Genomic DNA, 16,081 nt, shown 5'->3' on the forward strand with positions numbered 1-16,081 from the left:
GCCGACGTCAGCCCGGCGTCTGCGAGCTGTCGATGACGAAAGCCTGCGGATGCGACGGCAGATACCGCACGACGACAGGCGCGCCGGTCGGGATCCACGCGTCGCGATCGGGGTACACGGCAGGAGTGAAGAAATCGCTCTCCAGGGTGTACTCGGTGCCGTCCGCCGCCGTGAACGTCACCCAGTCCCCGTCGACGGTTCCCGTCGTCGGGCGGCCGTTCTCGAAGATGTATGCGCGGGTCACCGGGACACCGGTCAGGCTCAGGATCCCGACGATGAGAGAGCCGAGCATCACGAAGGCCAGTACGCGGAAGACCAGGCGGACCACGGTGCCGCCGACGTTCCCGCGGGATCGGCTCTCCGCGGGGAGCAGCCCCTCGCGTTCGCGGACGGCGCGCAGGGACCCGCCGCGCGTCGTTCCCCGCGCGGAGATCGCGAACAGCCCGAGGATCGAGAACGCCGCGATGAAGACCATCGCATAGCCGTGCGCGGCCGGGAAGTTCACCAGCCACATCAGCGTGTCCAGGGGGTTCATCGTGCCGCCTCCTTCTCGATGGTGACGGCGACCGTGTGCGGATCCTCCCGGCGGTAGAACGCCCAGACGGGAGCCCCCACCTGCAGCCGCGAGACGGCCTGCGGGTAGACGAACACGGTGGTGTCAGCCTCCCATGGCTCCGCGCCCTCCGGGGCCACCAGCACCTTCAGCGCGAGCTCGCTCTGCCCCTCGCGACGCCGCCCGGTCGGACGGACCTCGACGACGGAGGCGGGAACCTGGGTTCCCGTCGTGCGCGCGCGGACCTGGGACGGGTCGATGAGGCCGCGGTCGATGCGCCACTGCAGCATCGCCTCACGGACGGTCGGGTCGCTGAGATCGGCGAGCTCGACCGTGTCGGGGTCCTCGAGGCTGTAGCGGACCGGGACGGGCTGTCCGACCTGCAGCGCTCCGACGTCACCGGCATCGAGCAGCATGCGCAGCTGTCCGATGAAGTCATCGCCGACGCTCGGGCTGACCCGGATGAAGAGGTCGTACTGAGGCACATCGTTCACGGTCACCCCAGTGCGGGACATCTCGACGACGGTGCCGACGCCGATCTGCACCGGCCCGCGGACCTTCTTGCGCCGCGCCAGACCCGACATCGACCCGCCGAAGGTGAGCAGCAGGCCCCAGGCGACGCCGATCACGATCGGTCCGCCCAGGCCGTCCTCACCCGCGAAGGGGAGGATCGACTCGCGCTGGTTCACCCCGAACAGGCCTTCACCCACCCACACCACGAGCCACGCGGACAGCAGCAGCCAGACGACGGTCAGGACGATGCGCAGCATGCCTCCCAGCGTATCCATAGGAGCCGCCCCTGGACGAACCGGTCAGGACGAGACCGGGGTCCCCACTCCCTCGAGGGCGCGGACGACGCCGGCCGCAGCGGCTCGCCCCGCCCGGTTCGCGCCGATGGTGCTCGCGGAGGGACCGTAGCCGACGAGCTGCACCCGGGGATCCGCCACCGCCGTCGTGCCTCGACCCCCGCGGTCGAGCTGGATCCCGCCGGCGGCACTGCGCAGGTGGAGCGGGGCGAGGTGACCGATCGCGGGTCGGAACCCCGTCGCCCACAGGATCACGTCCACGCGTTCGAACGATCCGTCGGCCCACCGCACGCCGTCGGGCTCGATGCGCTGGAAGAGCGGGCGACGGTGGGCATACGCTCCGAGACGCTCCGCCTCCCGTTCCTGGGGGCGCAGCATGAGACCCGTCACACTGACCACGCTCTCCGGGGGCAGGCCGGCCGCCACACGCCTCTCGACGAGCGCGACGGCAGCAGCGCCGGCCTCCGGCGTGAAGTCGTCGTCGCGCCAGACGGGAGGGCGACGGGTGACCCACAGCGTCTCCGTGAGGGGGGCAAGGGCGCCGAGGAACTGCACCGCGGACGCACCGCCGCCGACGACCAGGACCCGCTTGCCCGCGAAGTGCACCGGCCCCGGGTAGTCCACGGTGTGGAACTGCTCCCCGAGGAACGTCTCCATCCCCGGGTAGTGAGGGACGAAGGGTTGCGTCCAGGTCCCGGTCGCGTTGACGAGGGTGCGGGTGCGCCACTCCCCCTCGTCGGCCTCCACGACGAGGACCCCGTCGTCATCGTGGACTCGACGGACGTGCACCGGCCGCAGCACCGGCAGATCATGGGCCTTCTCGTAGGCGGCGAAGTACTCCGGCACCGCGATGTTCGCCGGGCGCTCGTCCCGCGGCGGCGCGGTGTCTCCCGGGAGCTCGGCGACCCCGTGCACATCGCGCATCGTGAGGGCGTCCCACCGGTGCTGCCAGGCTCCCCCGGCCCGAGCATCGGCGTCCAGCACGACGTGCTCGATTCCGCGGCGACGCAGATGGAAGGACGCGGACAGCCCGGCCTGGCCGGCGCCGATCACGAGGCTGTCGAAGATGCTCACGATGGATCGAACGCCGTTGCACCGCCGGATGTTCCGCGTGTCCCGACGCGCCCGGGCGGCCCGCGCCGATTGGTGCGGATGCGGATTCGTGTAGTAGTGTTTTCACGTTGCCCGGAGCACTCCGGAGCAGCGTCTGGGCCTGTGGCGCAGCTGGTAGCGCACCTGCATGGCATGCAGGGGGTCAGGGGTTCGAGTCCCCTCAGGTCCACGAAAAACCCTCGGTTCGCCGGGGGTTTTCGTGTGTCTGGAGCCCGTGACGTCCCGCGAGGTCAGGCCCTCGCGCCGCATCAGGCAGTCGCGCCACCTCCGGCCTGATCTCGCGCGATCGCCTGTCCGGGAGCATACGAAAACGACACGCCGTCGTTCGTAGCGTGTTACACATGAGCACTCGGCCCGCCCCTCCTCAGGGACATCTCCCGCATATCCAGGGGCTTCGGGCTCTCGCGGTTCTCGCCGTCGTCCTCTACCACTTCTGGCCTGCGCGCTTCAGCGGCGGGTATGTCGGAGTGGATGTCTTCTTCGTCATCTCCGGCTTCCTCATCACGGGGCATCTGGTTCGCGAGCTCACGTCGACGGGGACGGTGCACATCGGTCGATTCTGGGCCCGTCGGGCCCGACGCCTCCTTCCCGCGTCCCTGCTCGTCCTTCTGTTCTGCGTGACGGTCGTCGCCCTCCGCCAGTTGACTCCGATCTCCGCTCTCCCGGAGGAGCTCCGCCAGATCGTCGCGTCGGCCTTCTCCGTGCAGAACTGGTATCTAGCGAGTGCGGCCACGGACTATCTCGGCCAGACGGGAGATCCGACCACTGTTCAGCACTACTGGTCACTGTCGCTGGAGGAGCAGTTCTACGTCCTCTGGCCTGTGCTCCTCGTCCTCACCGGATGGCTCGCGGTGAAGCGCATCCACGGCGAACACCGAAAGGTCATCGCCGTCGTCGTCGGAGTCCTGTCGATAGCCTCGTTCGTCTCCTGTGTGGCGCTGACCGCAGCGTATCCCGCGCCCGCCTACTTCGTGACTCCCGTCCGATTGTGGGAGTTCGGGGTCGGCGCCCTGCTCTCCCTGCTCCCCGCGCTGCGCGCGCGGCGCCCCCTCACGAGCGCTCTGCTCGGAGGGGCCGGGCTGGTCGCCATCCTGTTCAGCATCTCCTTCTTCGACGGACAGACCGCGTTCCCCGGATACGCGGCCGCCGTGCCGACGATCGGCGCAGCAGCCGTGATCGCGGCGACGAATGCAGCACGCTGGTGGCTCCCCGCACGCCTGCTGGCCATCCGCCCCCTGCGATTCACCGGGGACATCTCTTTCAGCCTCTACCTCTGGCATTGGCCGCTCATCGTGATCGCTCCTTCTGTGCCCTTCTGGGGCCTCTCCCTCGCTCACCGCCTGGCCCTCCTCGCGCTCTCCTTCGTCGTGGCCTGGCTGACGAAACGATTCATCGAGGATCCCGCCCGAACCTGGCGCGCGCCCTCGCTCAGGCGCCCGCGGGTCGTGCTCGCCCTCGCTCTCGCGGGGATGACGGTGGTCGGCGCCGGCGCGGGAGCCGCGTGGGCGGTGAATGCTCCGACCTACGAACGCGACGCGACTGCTCTCGCGGCTGTCCGCGCACACCCCCCTGCGTGTTTCGGAGCCCAGGCGGTGCTCGACATCCGCTGCGCGGACAGCCGGAGCGCGTCCGTCATACCGACCCCTGGATTCGCCGGCGCGGATCGCCCCACCGAGCAGAAGTGCTTCGTCCAACTGAACGATTCTCGTGCCGTGGCCTGCCGTTTCGGGTCACGGACGACGGACGCCCCGTCGATCGCGCTCGTCGGAGACAGCCACGCTTTCCAATACGTGAGCACCTTCAGGGCGATGGCGGAGAAGGAAGGCTGGTCGCTGACGACGTACGTCAAGGGGGCGTGCCCGTGGAACACGACCCCACTGGCGACGGGCGGCGCATTCGGAGCAGCCTGCTCGGAGTGGCGGGACGAGGTCACGGCCGCACTGGAAGGCGGCGACTTCGACGTCGTCTTCACGACGGCCCTGGCCGCGACCCCCTTCGCGCAGGCAGGACACGAGTCCACCCTGCATGCCGCCGCCTCCGGATACCGGGCGGCCTGGTCACGTGTCATCTCCGAGGGCACACGGGTGATCGCCCTGGTGGACAACCCGGCCTGGGCGACGGACCCGAACAAGTGCCTGCAGACGCGAAGCCCGGAGGCCTGCTCCGTATCGCGCGACGATGCCCTCGCCGCGTCGGACCCGATCAGGGCTGCCGGCGAGGACTTCCCGGGGGTCACAGTGCTGGACTTCACCCCGGTGTTCTGCTCGTCGAGCGAGTGCCTCCCCGTGATCGGCGGGGCCAACGCCTACCGCGATCAAGACCACTTGACCACCACGTTCACCGACACCTTGGCGCCACAGCTGAGGGCGGCACTGCGGGACGCGATCACGAGGTGACAGCCTCGCGGGTTCAGGCACTCACTGCGCATCAGGCGGTTGCAGCATGTCTGGCCTGACGTGGCGCGCTCGCCTGCGCAGGAGCATATGAAAACGACACAGCCTCCGACGTAGCGTGTTACACATGCACGCTTCCGTCACCCGGTCTCGCGGTCGCCGCGCCGTCACCGTGATCCTCAGCATCCTCGCCGTCATCGCTCTCGGTATCGGCGGGGTGATCGCATGGCGCCTGCTCGCCCCGGCGCCATCGAACTGGGAAAGCCTTGATGCCACCGACAAGGAGATGCTCACGCAGCTGTCGGAGCAATACGACATCACGGCGACACACGCGGCGGAGATCTGGACGGATGCGTACCGGTACGAGGACCAGCCGCTGGTGCTGCTGCGCACGGACGGGGAGAACAGCTCCTTCTGGTCGCACGCGATCCTCGTCAACATGAGCGGCGTCACGGACACGTCGGGCATGGCGGAGATCGACGTCCCCGGGGCCTCCCACCTCGATGACGTCCGCATCAGCCGGACGTTCGCCGTCGGGGAATGGCTGCTGTATGCCCCGTCGAACTTCGCTGTCATCGATGTGAGCGACCGGGACGTCCTCGCGTTCAAGTACAACCAGGCGATGCTCGACACCGAGACGACGACCTCTCAGGGCTTCCAGCGCTTCTCCCTGCACGAGAACTTCCACGTCACGAAGCAGGGGCTCGACCCGGAGACTCCCGGCGCCTGGCCATGGGGAGCCGGTGGGCTCATCCCCGACTACCCGCACACCGAGGCGCAGTACGAGCTGCTGCGTGTCGAGGCGCGGATCTTCGACCGGGTGGAGACGGAGACGGACCCGCAGGCCCTGGCCGTCCTCGCGTCCGACCTCGCCACCGTTCGGATGGCGCGCTACACGACGTGGCCGACCCTGAAGGCGGAGATCGACCTGGAGGCGATCGAGGGGACCGCCACCTACGTCGAGCGGGCCTTCGACAGGGCGCGAGGACTCACCCCGGTGCAGCGGACCTTCACCGATGGCCTCGAAGATCTGATCTCCGATCCCGAGCAGCAGATCGTCCTGGAACGCGACTACTCGTATTTCACCGGTGCCCAGCTCGGACTGCTTCTCAACCGAATCGCCCCGGATTGGAAGACGCAGATCGAGCCCGCTCCCACCGGTTCGGCGTCGACTCCTTTCGCGACGCTGCAGCGCGTGACCGGGGTGACCACCGCGCCCGACGACGCAGAGCTCCGCGCGGTCGTGGACCGCTACCTCCCTTAGCTCATGCCATCGCGCGACAACAGGCCCCCCCCCTGGGAGGGGACGCCTGTTGTCGCGCGAATGCCTGAGGCGATGCGGACCGACCGACTCAGTCGAGGACGGCGCGGCAGGTGACGGAGCCCGCCGTCGCGATCTCCTCGTCCGTGCGAAGGACCTCGAGGTTCGCGTCACCTGCGTCCTGCACGATCGCGCACGCCACGGTGGCTCCGGGGTTCTCGATGACGACAGCCGCCTCCTCCCCCTCGGTGACGATGGCCTCGATGGTCATAGCGCCGGCGCGGGCATCGACGACCGTCTCCTCCGTCTCCTTGGTCCCGAACACGAAGCCCTCGGCGAAGGCCGTGTCCTGGTAGCGGATCGTCTCGTCGCCACTCAGACCGTGGAGCTCGTACGTGATGCGGTAGTCGGTCGGCTGGTTGAACAGGTAGTAACCGGCGGCGCCCAGTCCTCCGATGACCGCCAGACCGGCGGCGATGGAGACTCCCAGGACGATTGCTCTCTTCGTGCTCATACCTCCACGCTGTCACCGGCGCTCTCGTCGCGAATCGGTCGGTCGATGTATGCGCCCCCTCCATGCGGATGAGGTCCTGGTCATCCGGAAAAACACGGTATCCCCGCACCTCATAGGATGCGCATCGACGGCGCAAAGGAACCCCATCGATCACCTTCCTAGCGTGGTGGGCATGAACACGACTCCCTCTCCCGTCACGAAACGCCTCGCCTGGCTCTCCGGCCTCGTCCTCGCGGGCGGCCTCGTCTTGAGCGGCTGCGCGGCGGCCACGACCGCCGAACCGACGATCTCCGCGTCATCCTCCGCCGCGACCTCAACGGCGGCGTCGACGGACGCCGGGTCGACCGCGGAGACGATCGCCGACACGTCCGCCGCCGCTGCGGCCTTCCTCGCCACGCTGAGCGACGAGCAGAAGAAGGCCGTGTCGTACGACTTCGACGACGAGACGAAGACGACGTCGTGGTCGAACTTCCCGGTGACCTTCGTGCAGAGAGCGGGTCTGAACCTCGCCGACCTGACGGAGGAGCAGCGGACCGCGGCCCTCGCCGTGATGGAGTCTCTCCTCAGCGACGAGGCCTACGCGACCGTCACCGGGATCATGGGCGGCGACGAGTACCTCGCCGAGAACAGCAGCAGTACCGAGGATTCCCTCGGCCAGTACTACATCGCCTTCTTCGGTGATCCCACGGCGACCGACAGCGCCTTCGAGGTGCAGTTCGGCGGACACCACCTCGGCATCAACGCCACGCTGGACGGCGACGCCGACGCGATCACCTTCGCTCCCACGCACCTCGGGGTCCAACCCGCTGTCTACACCGACGAGGACGGCGAGGAGGTGCAGCCGTTCGAGGGGATCTACACGGACGCGTTCGCGTTCTTCGACAGCCTCGCCGCCGACCAGCAGGCCACGTTGACCTCCGGCGATGTGAGCATGTGCGCACCGGGCGACACCTGCGACTTCGCCACGGGAGCCGGGCTGTCGGGGGCCGACCTCGCCGACGAGCAGCGGGATTTCCTTCTCCAGCTCATCGCCAACTGGGCCGGGATGAGCGACGAGGAGACCACCGCCGCAGCGCTGGCGGAGATCGACAAGACCCTGGACGACACCGTCATCGCCTGGTCCGGGGCGACGGTGTACGACATGACCACCGGGAACGGCATCGACTTCTCCATCTCCGGGCCGAACGTCTACATCGCCTTCCAGGCGCAGCAGGGCTCGGCCGGCGCCGACGTCGACGGTGTGACGACATCGGGCTGGGGACATGTGCACACCATCTACCGCGATCCGACGAACGACTATGCCAACAGTGTCACCCAGCAAGCCTCTGCCGGGATGAGCGGCGGTCCCGGGGGCGGGAGCACTCCCCCCGCATCCTGACGCCCGACGCCCGTACCCGTCCAAGCCGCCACCCGTCAACGGCCTCCTCCACCATCGCGTACACGCGTAGACAGAGGGCATCCGACGAAAGGAGACGACATGTCCAACACGACTCCCCCGATCCCGCCCCTCCCCCCGATCGCGGACGGGGATGGGGACGCCGAAGAGCTCCCCACGCGTGAAGTCGACGGCGAAGAGGTGCTCGACGAGGATGCGGACGACGCCCAGATCGACAGCGCAGAGGCCGACCGCGCCGCTGTCATCGGCGACGACGACTGAGCGGGAAAGGAGAAAGGGCACCCCTCCTCGCGGAGGGGTGCCCTTTCTCGTGCGGGTTCAGGTGGCCAGCAGCGGCGGGCGAGACGGGATCGCGATGGGGCGCGTGGCTCGGCTCGCGCCCTGCATGCGCTCGACCTCCTCCAGTACCTCGAACGCGGTGCCATACCGGATGGCGAGCGGAAGATCACGCAGCCACGTCACCTCGACCTCGGTGTCCGCGAGCTCGTACACGCAGGCGACGACATGGCGCGGATCGTTCTGGGGATAGCGCAGGTCGTTGATCACCCACTCCGACGGCGTGATGCGGTGAAGCACGAAACGGGGATCAGGAACTTCTGACATCAGTCGGCCCTCCAGGACTCTCTGATGACGAGCCTCCGATACCCCGCCGGGGAGGGGAAGGGCCTTGACACCCTCGTGATGAGGTGCAGGAGAATGGTCAGATCGGCGTTCAGCCCTGAGGCCGCACCGTGAGATCCGTGAGGTGCGCATCCCGCGGGAGATCGAGAGCGGCGAGGATCGTCGTCGCCACGGCGTCCGGCGTGATGAACCGCGCGGCGTCGTACTCCTGCCCTTCCTGCCGGTGCACGCGCTCCTGCATCGGCGTCGCGGTGCGTCCCGGATAGACCGAGGTCACGCGCACACCGTGCTCGGCCTCCTCCTGCCGAAGCGCATCCGCGAGGGCCCGCAGACCGTGCTTCGAGGCCGCGTACGCCGACCACCCCGGGCTCGCCCGCAGCCCGGCTCCGGAGTTCACGAACACGACGTGCCCGCGCGAGACGCGCAGGACGGGGAGCAGGAGCCGGGTGAGCTCCGCCGGGGCGACGAGGTTGACCGCGAGCTGCTGTTCCCAGAGCGCCGGGGTGAGGTCCCCCACCGATCCGAGGTCCACGACCCCTGCCGCGTGCACCAGGGAATCGATGCGATCGGGAAGGCTCTGCTTCGACAGGGCCCACGAGAGGCGGCCGGGCTGCGCGAGGTCACCGACCAGCGTCGAGACCCCGGGGAGGTCGTCGGCGATCTGCCTGGCCCGTCCCGCATCGCGCGCGAGCACCACGACGTCGTCGCCGCGCTCCAGGAGTCGCCGCGCGAGGACGGCGCCGATGCCGGAGCCCGCACCGGTCAGCAGGTGCGTGGCCATGTCAGCGGTTGTCGGCCGGGGTCTCGGCGACCTCGAGGGGGATCACCGGGCAGTCCTTCCACAGGCGCTCCAGGCCGTAGTAGACCCGTTCCTCCTGGTGGAAGACGTGGACGATGAGGTCGCCGAAGTCCAGCAGCACCCACCGCGCCTCGGCGCGCCCCTCCCGGCGCACGCGCTTGTGTCCGGACTCGACGAGACGGTCCTCGATCTCATCGGCGATGGCGGCGACGTTCCGCTCGCTGTTACCGGTCACGAGCAGGAAGATGTCCACGAGCGGCAGCGGCTCGGAGACGTTCAGCGCGACGAGGTCCTCACCGCCCTTGGCCACGGCGGCTTCGGCGGCGATGCGCAGCATCTCTTCGGCGGTTTCGGGTGATTGCATCAGAAGACGTTTCCTGTGAAGGCGATGACCAGGGCAGTGCCCAGGCCCAGCGCGAGGGCGCCCGCGACGATGGCGGCGATCAGCATGAGCCGGTTGCCCTTCTCAGGGGCCGGCGGACGGATCACCTCGCCGGCGGGCTTGATGGTGCTGACCGCAGAGCTCGCGGCGATGGGGGTGGGCGAGGACGCCGGAGGGAGCTCACCGTCGATGAGCACCGCGTCGACCTCCTTGCCGTCCGTGGTGCCGTGGGCGTGGCCCTGCGAGCCGAGGCCCTTCGGCAGCTCGTACGACCCCGTGACGAGGATCTCTCCGGTGGAGGCGACCGGCCCGGAGAGGGAGCCCTCGCCGGGAGACGGCGTGAAGATCAGCGCATTGGGCGCCGAGTGCTGGGTGCCGCCGGAGTCGTTCGACGTGAGCAGCTCATCGAAAGAGGGGCGGAAAGGCGCCGGCTCGGCAGGAGTCTCCTCCTGCAGCACGCCCTGCCCGAACGTCGGGCTCACGGTCGGGCGCTCAGCCTCGTCGACATCGCGCTCGTCGACGTCGCCGTCGTCGTCGCTGTCGCTGTCGAGGAGGTCCTCGCCACCGGGGCCGTCCTGCTCGGAGACGCCGAGCACGGCGGAGATGTCCTCGGGCTCGGACTCCGGCGCCTCGACGGGCTCTTCGACGAGCGGCACGTCTCCGACCGTGTCGGCGACGTCGGCCGCGCGGACGGGCTCCGCAGCGACCTCGTCGTCGACGACGTCGTCGTCGGACCCATCGTGCTGTGCCACCACAGCCTCATCGGTCGTGTCGTCCGCCTCCGCGTCGACGGCCGGGACCGCGGCGGTCTTGATCTTCTCCTGCTCGCGTGCCTGACGCCGCGTCAGCGGCGCGGCGTCAGGATCGACGGACGTGTCAGCGACAGGCGCCGAGGGAAGGACGACGGGCTCGGCGGCACGAGGCAGCGGCGGTGCGGGCGTCGCGGCCTCCGCCGCGGCGGCGCTCGCCTGCTCCTCGCTGATGATCGGGGTGGATCCCGTCAACCGGATCTCCCGCAGCTGCTTCCGCGTCAGCGGACCTCGCTGATCCGATGTGCTCATGCCTTGCTCCGATACAGATGATGCTTCGCGATGTACTGGACGACCCCGTCGGGGACGAGGTACCAGACCGGTTGATCGTCACGGACGCGGTCACGACAGTCCGTCGACGAGATCGACAGCGCCGGCACCTCGAGCTGGCTGACGTCGTCGCTCGGGAGGCCGTCGATGCTCAGAACGTGTCCTGGGCGGGAGACCGCGACGAAGTGGGCCAGTTCCCACAGTTCATCATGGTCTCTCCAACTGAGAATTTGCGCCACGGCGTCCGCGCCGCTGATGAAGAACAGCTCGGCGTCCGGCCGCTGTTCCTTGAGATCGCGGAGGGTGTCGATCGTGTACGTCGGTCCCGCGCGGTCGATGTCCACCCGACTCACCGTGAACTGCGGATTGGACGCCGTCGCGATCACGGTCATCAGATAGCGGTGCTCGCTGGGCGTGACGTCGGCCTTCTGCCACGGACGACCCGTCGGGACGAACACCACCTCGTCGAGATCGAACGAGTGCGCGACCTCGCTGGCGGCGACCAGGTGGCCGTGGTGGATCGGATCGAAGGTTCCGCCCATCACGCCGATGCGCGGTGCGCGCGTGGTCGCGGTGCTCATGAGGGCCTAGTGGCCGTGTCCCGCCTCGTGGTCCTTGCCGTGCTTCGCCGCCCAGGCTTCTGCCTTGGCGGAGTGGCGGTTCGCGACGTTCTTGTACGACAGCGTCACGAAGCCGAGAGCGGCGAACACGATCGCGGCGATGACTCCGAAGATCAGGGTCTCGAGAGCCACGTTGCCGTGGTGCTCGGTCTCTGCGGCGGCCATCGCGATCTGTGCGACGAGGTTCATCCTGACTCCGTTCGTGGCGTGCTGTCTCGGGGGTCCTGTAGGGATACAGCGTCCCCCAGTCTAGCCCTCAGCCGCGCGTCTGACCCGCCCCACGCGCGAGCCACTTCGTACTGGTCAGCTCGGAGAGCCCCATCGGACCGCGCGTGTGCAGCTTCTGCGTCGAGATCCCGACCTCGGCACCGAAGCCGAACTCGGCCCCGTCGGTGAACCGAGTGGACGCGTTCGCCATCACCACCGCCGAATCCACCTCGGCCAGGAACCGCTCCGCGCTGCGGGAATCGGTGGTGACGATGGATTCCGTGTGCCCCGTGCTGTAGCGACGGATGTGGTCGAGCGCGTCGTCGAGGCTGTCGACGACCTTCATCGCGACGTCCAGGCTCAGGTACTCCGTCGCCCAGTCCTCCTCCGTGGCCGGGATGATGTTCGCCACGAGCCCGGCCACCACGTCGTCGCCGTGGATCGCCACCCCCTCGCTCATGAGGGCGCTCGCGACGAGCGGGATCAGGCGCGGCGCCGCCTGCCGGTGGACGAGAATCGTCTCGACCGCATTGCACACGCTGGGGCGCTGCACCTTGGCGTTCACGACGATGTCGCAGGCCCAGTCGTCGGGGGCGCTCTCGTCGAGCAGGATGTGCACGTTCCCGGCGCCCGTCTCGATGACGGGCACGGTCGACTCGGTCACCACCGTCTCGATGAGCCCAGCGCTGCCGCGCGGGACGAGCACGTCGATGAAGCCGCGGCCGTGCATGAGCGCCTTCGCCCCGTCGCGCCCGAAGTCGTCCACGGTCTGGATCGCCTCGGGCGTCACCCCGGCGTCGCCGAGGGCAGAACGCATGACGTCGACGAGCACGGTGTTGGAATGGAGCGCCGCGCTGCCTCCCCGCAGGACGACCGCATTCCCCGAACGCAGCGCGAGGGCGGCGATGTCGACCGTGACGTTGGGACGCGCCTCGTAGATCGCCCCGACCACCCCGAAGGGGACGCGCACCTGCTCCAGAGCCACGCCGTTCGGCATGCGGTGTCCGCCGACCACGCGACCCACCGGATCGGGCAGGGCCGCCACGTCGCGGACGGCCGCGGCGAGGGCGGAGACCCGCTTCTCGTCGAGGCGGAGGCGGTCGACGAGGGACTCGCCGATGCCGTCGTCCCGACCGCGCGCGACGTCACGCTGATTGGCCTCGATGATGCGGGCGGCGTTCTCCTCGAGGGCGACGGCGACGGCGTCGAGCGCCCGTGCCTTGTCGTCGCTCGTGAGGGCGGCGGTCGTCCGCGAGGCCTCCTTGGCCCGCTCCAGGCGCGTCTGAGGGGTGAGGTCGGTCATCCGCCCAGTCTAGGAGGTGGCGGGCTCGAACCAGGTCCCGATGTCGGCGCCTGCAAGGGCCTGCGCCACGAGGTCGGCGCTGGTGACCAGCACCCCGATGCCCGAGGCCGCCGCGAGTCGGGCAGCGGAGACCTTCGTGGCCGCTCCCCCGGTGCCGACGCTGTTGACCACGGTCGCACCGAACTCCAGCCCGGAGAGGTCCGCATCGGGGGCGACGACGTCGATGGGTTCGGCGCCGGGATCGCTCGGAGGCCGCGTGTAGAGGGACTCGATGTCGCTGAGCAGGACGAGGGCGTCCGCCTCGATGAGCTGGGCCACGAGGGCGCCGAGCCGGTCGTTGTCGCCGAAGCGGATCTCCTGTGTCGCGACCGTGTCGTTCTCGTTCACGATCGGCAGCGTGCGCAGCCCCAGGAGGCGCTCCATGGCCCGCCGCGCGTTCGAGCGCGACGTCGGGTTCTCGAGGTCTCCGGTCGTGAGCAGCACCTGGCCGGCGACGATGTCGAAGGGGCGCAGAGCCTCCTGGTACCGGTAGACGAGGATGTTCTGGCCGACCGCGGCCGCGGCCTGCTGCGTGGCGAGATCGGTGGGCCGCGCATCCAGACGGAGGAACGGGATGCCGGAGGCGATCGCTCCCGACGACACGAGCACGACCTCGGCCCCGCGGGCGTGCGCCGCCGCCAGCGCCTCGACGATCACCGGGATGCGCCAGGACGACTCGCCGCTGATGGACGACGAGCCCACCTTCACGACGATCCGCGTCGCCGTCGCGAGATCGGCGCGCGTGCGTGCGGTCACGCCTCGTCCTCGCGGTACGTGGCGAGGCGCTCCGCCTCCAACTCCGCGCGCGCCTGCGCCTTGGCGTCCATGCGCTCGTAGTACTTCTCGCGACGCTCGGACGTGGTCCGGCGGGCGTTCGGAGCCAGACGCGGGTCGGTGCCGCGGGGCGCCGACATGAGCTCGGCGGCGGAGCTCATCGTGGGCTCCCAGTCGAAGACGATGCTGTCGCCCTCGCCGATGACGACGGTCGAACCCTGGACGGCGCCGAGGCGGAAAAGCTCGTCCTCGACGCCCAACTTCTCCAGACGGTCGGCGAGGTAGCCCACGGCCTCCTCGTTCTGGAAGTCGGTCTGCTGCACCCAGCGCACCGGCTTCTCACCGAGGATGCGGTAGACGTTGCCGTACGTGCCGCCCTCGACGCGGATCGTGAACGGCTTCACGGAGCCCTTCGGGCGGATGACGACGCGCTCGCGCGGGGCCTCGACCGCGGTCTCCTTGCGGTGCTTCTCGACGAGCTCGCCGAGGGCGAGGGTGAGCGGGCGCAGCCCCTCGTGCGAGACCGTGGAGATCTCGAAGACCCGGAATCCGCGGGCCTCCAGATCAGGACGCACGAGATCGGCCAGGTCACGGGCCTCCGGCACGTCGACCTTGTTCAGCGCCACGAACTGCGGGCGCTCCAGCAGGGGCGTCTGCCCCTCCGGCACCTCGTACGCGGCGAGCTCGGCGAGGATGACCTCGAGGTCGGAGATCGGGTCACGGTTCGGCTCCAGCGTCGCGCAGTCGAGCACGTGCAGCAGCGCGGAGCAGCGCTCCACGTGCCGCAGGAACTCGAGTCCGAGGCCGCGGCCCTCGCTCGCGCCCTCGATGAGGCCCGGCACGTCGGCGACGGTGTAGCGGAAGTCCTCCACCTGGACGACGCCGAGGTTCGGGTGCAGCGTCGTGAACGGGTAGTCGGCGATCTTCGGCCGCGCGGCCGAGATCGCGCCGATGAGGCTCGACTTCCCGGCGGACGGGTAGCCGACGAGCGCCACGTCCGCGACCGTCTTGAGCTCGAGGATGACATCGCCCTCGAAGCCGGGGGTGCCGAGCAGGGCGAAGCCGGGAGCCTTGCGCTTCGGAGTCGCCAGGGCCGCATTGCCCAGGCCGCCCTGGCCGCCCGCCGCCACGACGAAGCGCTCACCGGGCTCGATCATGTCGATCAGGACGTCGCCGCTCGGGCTCTTGACCACGGTACCGACCGGGACGGGCAGCTCTAGTGTCTCGCCGTCGAAACCGGAGCGGTGGTCCCCCATGCCCGGTCCGCCGTTGCCAGAGGACCGGTGCGGCGAGTGGTGGTACGACAGCAGCGTGCCGGTCTGCGTGTCGGCGACGAGCACGATGTCGCCGCCGTCGCCGCCGTTGCCGCCGTCGGGGCCACCGAGGGGCTTGAACTTCTCGCGGTGCACCGAGACGCAGCCGTTGCCGCCCTTGCCTGCACGCAGGTGCAGTGTGACGGTGTCGACGAACGTGACCATGTGCGAGTCCTTCGGTGTGCTCGGGGTGCCTGACGGCAGATACGCGGACGGGGCGAGCCGAAGCCCGCCCCGAACCGGATGTTTAGCGTGGTGCTGTGATCACTCAGCAGCGGCGACGATGTTGACGACCTTGCGGCCGCCCTTCGCGCCGAACTCGACCGCACCGGCGGCCAGAGCGAACAGCGTGTCGTCGCCCCCACGGCCGACGTTGGCGCCGGGGTGGAAGTGCGTGCCGCGCTGGCGGACGATGATCTCGCCGGCGAGGACCTGCTGACCGCCGAAGCGCTTCACGCCGAGGCGCTGTGCGTTGGAGTCACGACCGTTACGGGTGGAGCTTGCGCCCTTTTTGTGTGCCATGTCCTGGTCTCCTCGGTCTTACTTGATGCCGGTGATCTTGACGCGCGTGAGCTCCTGGCGGTGGCCCTGACGCTTCTTGTAGCCGGTCTTGTTCTTGTACTTCTGGATGACGATCTTCGGGCCGCGGAGGTTGCCGACGACCTCAGCCGTGACGGTGACCTTCGCCAGCGCGTCGGCGTCGGTGGTCACCGTGGAGCCATCGACGAGCAGCACGGCGGGCAGCTGGATCTCGTCGCCCTGGGCAGCCTGAACACGGTCGAGCTGAACGATGGTGCCGACCTCGACCTTCTCCTGCCGGCCACCGGCGCGCACTACTGCGTAAACCACTTCATACCTGTTTCGTTGGGGAGCACGCGGCTCCGAGAATCTCACGGGAAGACTGTTGC

At 69.2% G+C, this 16,081-nt stretch carries 19 protein-coding genes and 1 tRNA gene; 5 read left to right on the top strand and 15 right to left on the bottom strand.

What is annotated here, in order from left to right:
- Positions 1 to 7: 7 nt before the first annotated feature.
- The 3 genes from MICNX66_RS09600 to MICNX66_RS09610 are packed head-to-tail and all read right to left on the bottom strand — an operon-like array spanning position 8 to position 2,433.
- The gene (locus MICNX66_RS09600) at positions 8 to 535 is read right to left on the bottom strand and encodes a DUF3592 domain-containing protein (RefSeq protein WP_187661686.1); all 528 of its coding nucleotides are present in this window, start codon (positions 533 to 535) and stop codon (positions 8 to 10) included.
- Complete coding sequence (locus MICNX66_RS09605; protein WP_187661687.1) at positions 532 to 1,323, bottom strand: hypothetical protein; 792 nt, start codon at positions 1,321 to 1,323, stop codon at positions 532 to 534. Before MICNX66_RS09605 ends, MICNX66_RS09600 begins: the two co-directional genes overlap by 4 nt.
- 42 nt (positions 1,324 to 1,365) lie before the next feature.
- Positions 1,366 to 2,433, bottom strand: coding sequence for a flavin-containing monooxygenase (locus MICNX66_RS09610; RefSeq protein WP_187661688.1), 1,068 nt, complete (start codon positions 2,431 to 2,433; stop codon positions 1,366 to 1,368).
- A gap of 135 nt (positions 2,434 to 2,568) precedes the next feature.
- Here MICNX66_RS09610 and MICNX66_RS09615 point away from each other — a divergent pair.
- From MICNX66_RS09615 to MICNX66_RS09625, 3 genes are all read left to right on the top strand, one after another.
- Positions 2,569 to 2,641 (top strand) — tRNA-Ala (locus MICNX66_RS09615).
- Between the two features lie 172 nt (positions 2,642 to 2,813).
- Positions 2,814 to 4,868, top strand: a complete 2,055-nt coding sequence (locus MICNX66_RS09620) for an acyltransferase family protein (RefSeq protein WP_187661689.1) — start codon at positions 2,814 to 2,816, stop codon at positions 4,866 to 4,868.
- A 124-nt stretch (positions 4,869 to 4,992) separates the two neighbouring features.
- Positions 4,993 to 6,129: a hypothetical protein gene (locus MICNX66_RS09625; protein ID WP_187661690.1), complete on the top strand. Its 1,137-nt coding sequence runs from the start codon at positions 4,993 to 4,995 to the stop codon at positions 6,127 to 6,129.
- A gap of 88 nt (positions 6,130 to 6,217) precedes the next feature.
- Here MICNX66_RS09625 and MICNX66_RS09630 read toward each other — a convergent pair whose 3' ends face one another.
- Entirely contained in the window at positions 6,218 to 6,640 is a 423-nt protein-coding gene (locus MICNX66_RS09630; protein ID WP_187661691.1) for a hypothetical protein, read from the bottom strand.
- 172 nt (positions 6,641 to 6,812) lie between these two features.
- Here MICNX66_RS09630 and MICNX66_RS09635 point away from each other — a divergent pair, with 172 nt between their 5' ends.
- On the top strand, positions 6,813 to 8,018 hold the full coding sequence (locus MICNX66_RS09635; protein ID WP_187661692.1) for a DUF3500 domain-containing protein: 1,206 nt from the start codon (positions 6,813 to 6,815) through the stop codon (positions 8,016 to 8,018).
- A 99-nt stretch (positions 8,019 to 8,117) separates the two neighbouring features.
- On the top strand, positions 8,118 to 8,297 hold the full coding sequence (locus MICNX66_RS09640) for a hypothetical protein (protein ID WP_187661693.1): 180 nt from the start codon (positions 8,118 to 8,120) through the stop codon (positions 8,295 to 8,297).
- 57 nt (positions 8,298 to 8,354) lie between these two features.
- Here the strand turns inward: MICNX66_RS09640 and MICNX66_RS09645 are convergent, their stop codons facing one another.
- The 11 genes from MICNX66_RS09645 to rplU all read right to left on the bottom strand — a co-directional run bounded on the left by MICNX66_RS09645 (position 8,355) and on the right by rplU (position 16,022).
- The gene (locus MICNX66_RS09645) at positions 8,355 to 8,612 is read right to left on the bottom strand and encodes a hypothetical protein (protein ID WP_231919629.1); all 258 of its coding nucleotides are present in this window, start codon (positions 8,610 to 8,612) and stop codon (positions 8,355 to 8,357) included.
- Between the two features lie 136 nt (positions 8,613 to 8,748).
- The gene (locus MICNX66_RS09650) at positions 8,749 to 9,438 is read right to left on the bottom strand and encodes an SDR family oxidoreductase (RefSeq protein ID WP_187661694.1); all 690 of its coding nucleotides are present in this window, start codon (positions 9,436 to 9,438) and stop codon (positions 8,749 to 8,751) included.
- A gap of 1 nt (position 9,439) precedes the next feature.
- The gene (gene rsfS, locus MICNX66_RS09655; protein ID WP_187661695.1) at positions 9,440 to 9,820 is read right to left on the bottom strand and encodes a ribosome silencing factor; all 381 of its coding nucleotides are present in this window, start codon (positions 9,818 to 9,820) and stop codon (positions 9,440 to 9,442) included.
- A complete protein-coding gene (locus MICNX66_RS09660; protein WP_187661696.1) occupies positions 9,820 to 10,899 on the bottom strand; it encodes a hypothetical protein in 1,080 nt (359 codons plus the stop codon). Before MICNX66_RS09660 ends, rsfS begins: the two co-directional genes overlap by 1 nt.
- Complete coding sequence (gene nadD, locus MICNX66_RS09665; RefSeq protein WP_082749995.1) at positions 10,896 to 11,498, bottom strand: nicotinate-nucleotide adenylyltransferase; 603 nt, start codon at positions 11,496 to 11,498, stop codon at positions 10,896 to 10,898. Before nadD ends, MICNX66_RS09660 begins: the two co-directional genes overlap by 4 nt.
- A 6-nt stretch (positions 11,499 to 11,504) precedes the next feature.
- Positions 11,505 to 11,726, bottom strand: a complete 222-nt coding sequence (locus tag MICNX66_RS09670) for a hypothetical protein (RefSeq protein ID WP_187661697.1) — start codon at positions 11,724 to 11,726, stop codon at positions 11,505 to 11,507.
- 67 nt (positions 11,727 to 11,793) lie between these two features.
- Positions 11,794 to 13,047 (bottom strand): glutamate-5-semialdehyde dehydrogenase, encoded by a 1,254-nt coding sequence (locus MICNX66_RS09675; protein WP_187661698.1) that lies wholly within the window; start codon positions 13,045 to 13,047, stop codon positions 11,794 to 11,796.
- A 9-nt stretch (positions 13,048 to 13,056) separates the two neighbouring features.
- On the bottom strand, positions 13,057 to 13,842 hold the full coding sequence (gene proB / locus MICNX66_RS09680; RefSeq protein ID WP_187661699.1) for a glutamate 5-kinase: 786 nt from the start codon (positions 13,840 to 13,842) through the stop codon (positions 13,057 to 13,059).
- On the bottom strand, positions 13,839 to 15,338 hold the full coding sequence (gene obgE / locus MICNX66_RS09685) for a GTPase ObgE (RefSeq protein WP_187661700.1): 1,500 nt from the start codon (positions 15,336 to 15,338) through the stop codon (positions 13,839 to 13,841). The genes proB and obgE overlap by 4 nt, the downstream gene beginning before the upstream one ends.
- A 99-nt stretch (positions 15,339 to 15,437) precedes the next feature.
- Entirely contained in the window at positions 15,438 to 15,695 is a 258-nt protein-coding gene (gene rpmA / locus MICNX66_RS09690) for a 50S ribosomal protein L27 (protein WP_025104972.1), read from the bottom strand.
- A gap of 18 nt (positions 15,696 to 15,713) precedes the next feature.
- Complete coding sequence (rplU, locus tag MICNX66_RS09695) at positions 15,714 to 16,022, bottom strand: 50S ribosomal protein L21 (RefSeq protein WP_187661701.1); 309 nt, start codon at positions 16,020 to 16,022, stop codon at positions 15,714 to 15,716.
- Positions 16,023 to 16,081 lie beyond the last annotated feature (59 nt).

This window comes from Microbacterium sp. Nx66 (assembly GCF_904066215.1).
GTDB classification, from domain to species: Bacteria; Actinomycetota; Actinomycetes; order Actinomycetales; family Microbacteriaceae; genus Microbacterium; species Microbacterium meiriae.

Coding starts and splice junctions, on each gene's coding strand:
- MICNX66_RS09670 (WP_187661697.1), bottom strand. CDS start 11,726: ATGAACCTCGTCGCACAGATCGCGATGGCCGCCGCAGAGACCGAGCAC.
- MICNX66_RS09600 (WP_187661686.1), bottom strand. CDS start 535: ATGAACCCCCTGGACACGCTGATGTGGCTGGTGAACTTCCCGGCCGCG.
- MICNX66_RS09660 (WP_187661696.1), bottom strand. CDS start 10,899: ATGAGCACATCGGATCAGCGAGGTCCGCTGACGCGGAAGCAGCTGCGG.
- MICNX66_RS09650 (WP_187661694.1), bottom strand. CDS start 9,438: ATGGCCACGCACCTGCTGACCGGTGCGGGCTCCGGCATCGGCGCCGTC.
- rpmA (WP_025104972.1), bottom strand. CDS start 15,695: ATGGCACACAAAAAGGGCGCAAGCTCCACCCGTAACGGTCGTGACTCC.
- MICNX66_RS09605 (WP_187661687.1), bottom strand. CDS start 1,323: ATGCTGCGCATCGTCCTGACCGTCGTCTGGCTGCTGCTGTCCGCGTGG.
- MICNX66_RS09675 (WP_187661698.1), bottom strand. CDS start 13,047: ATGACCGACCTCACCCCTCAGACGCGCCTGGAGCGGGCCAAGGAGGCC.
- MICNX66_RS09620 (WP_187661689.1), top strand. CDS start 2,814: ATGAGCACTCGGCCCGCCCCTCCTCAGGGACATCTCCCGCATATCCAG.
- MICNX66_RS09630 (WP_187661691.1), bottom strand. CDS start 6,640: ATGAGCACGAAGAGAGCAATCGTCCTGGGAGTCTCCATCGCCGCCGGT.
- nadD (WP_082749995.1), bottom strand. CDS start 11,498: ATGAGCACCGCGACCACGCGCGCACCGCGCATCGGCGTGATGGGCGGA.
- MICNX66_RS09635 (WP_187661692.1), top strand. CDS start 6,813: ATGAACACGACTCCCTCTCCCGTCACGAAACGCCTCGCCTGGCTCTCC.
- MICNX66_RS09640 (WP_187661693.1), top strand. CDS start 8,118: ATGTCCAACACGACTCCCCCGATCCCGCCCCTCCCCCCGATCGCGGAC.
- MICNX66_RS09625 (WP_187661690.1), top strand. CDS start 4,993: ATGCACGCTTCCGTCACCCGGTCTCGCGGTCGCCGCGCCGTCACCGTG.
- obgE (WP_187661700.1), bottom strand. CDS start 15,338: ATGGTCACGTTCGTCGACACCGTCACACTGCACCTGCGTGCAGGCAAG.
- rsfS (WP_187661695.1), bottom strand. CDS start 9,820: ATGCAATCACCCGAAACCGCCGAAGAGATGCTGCGCATCGCCGCCGAA.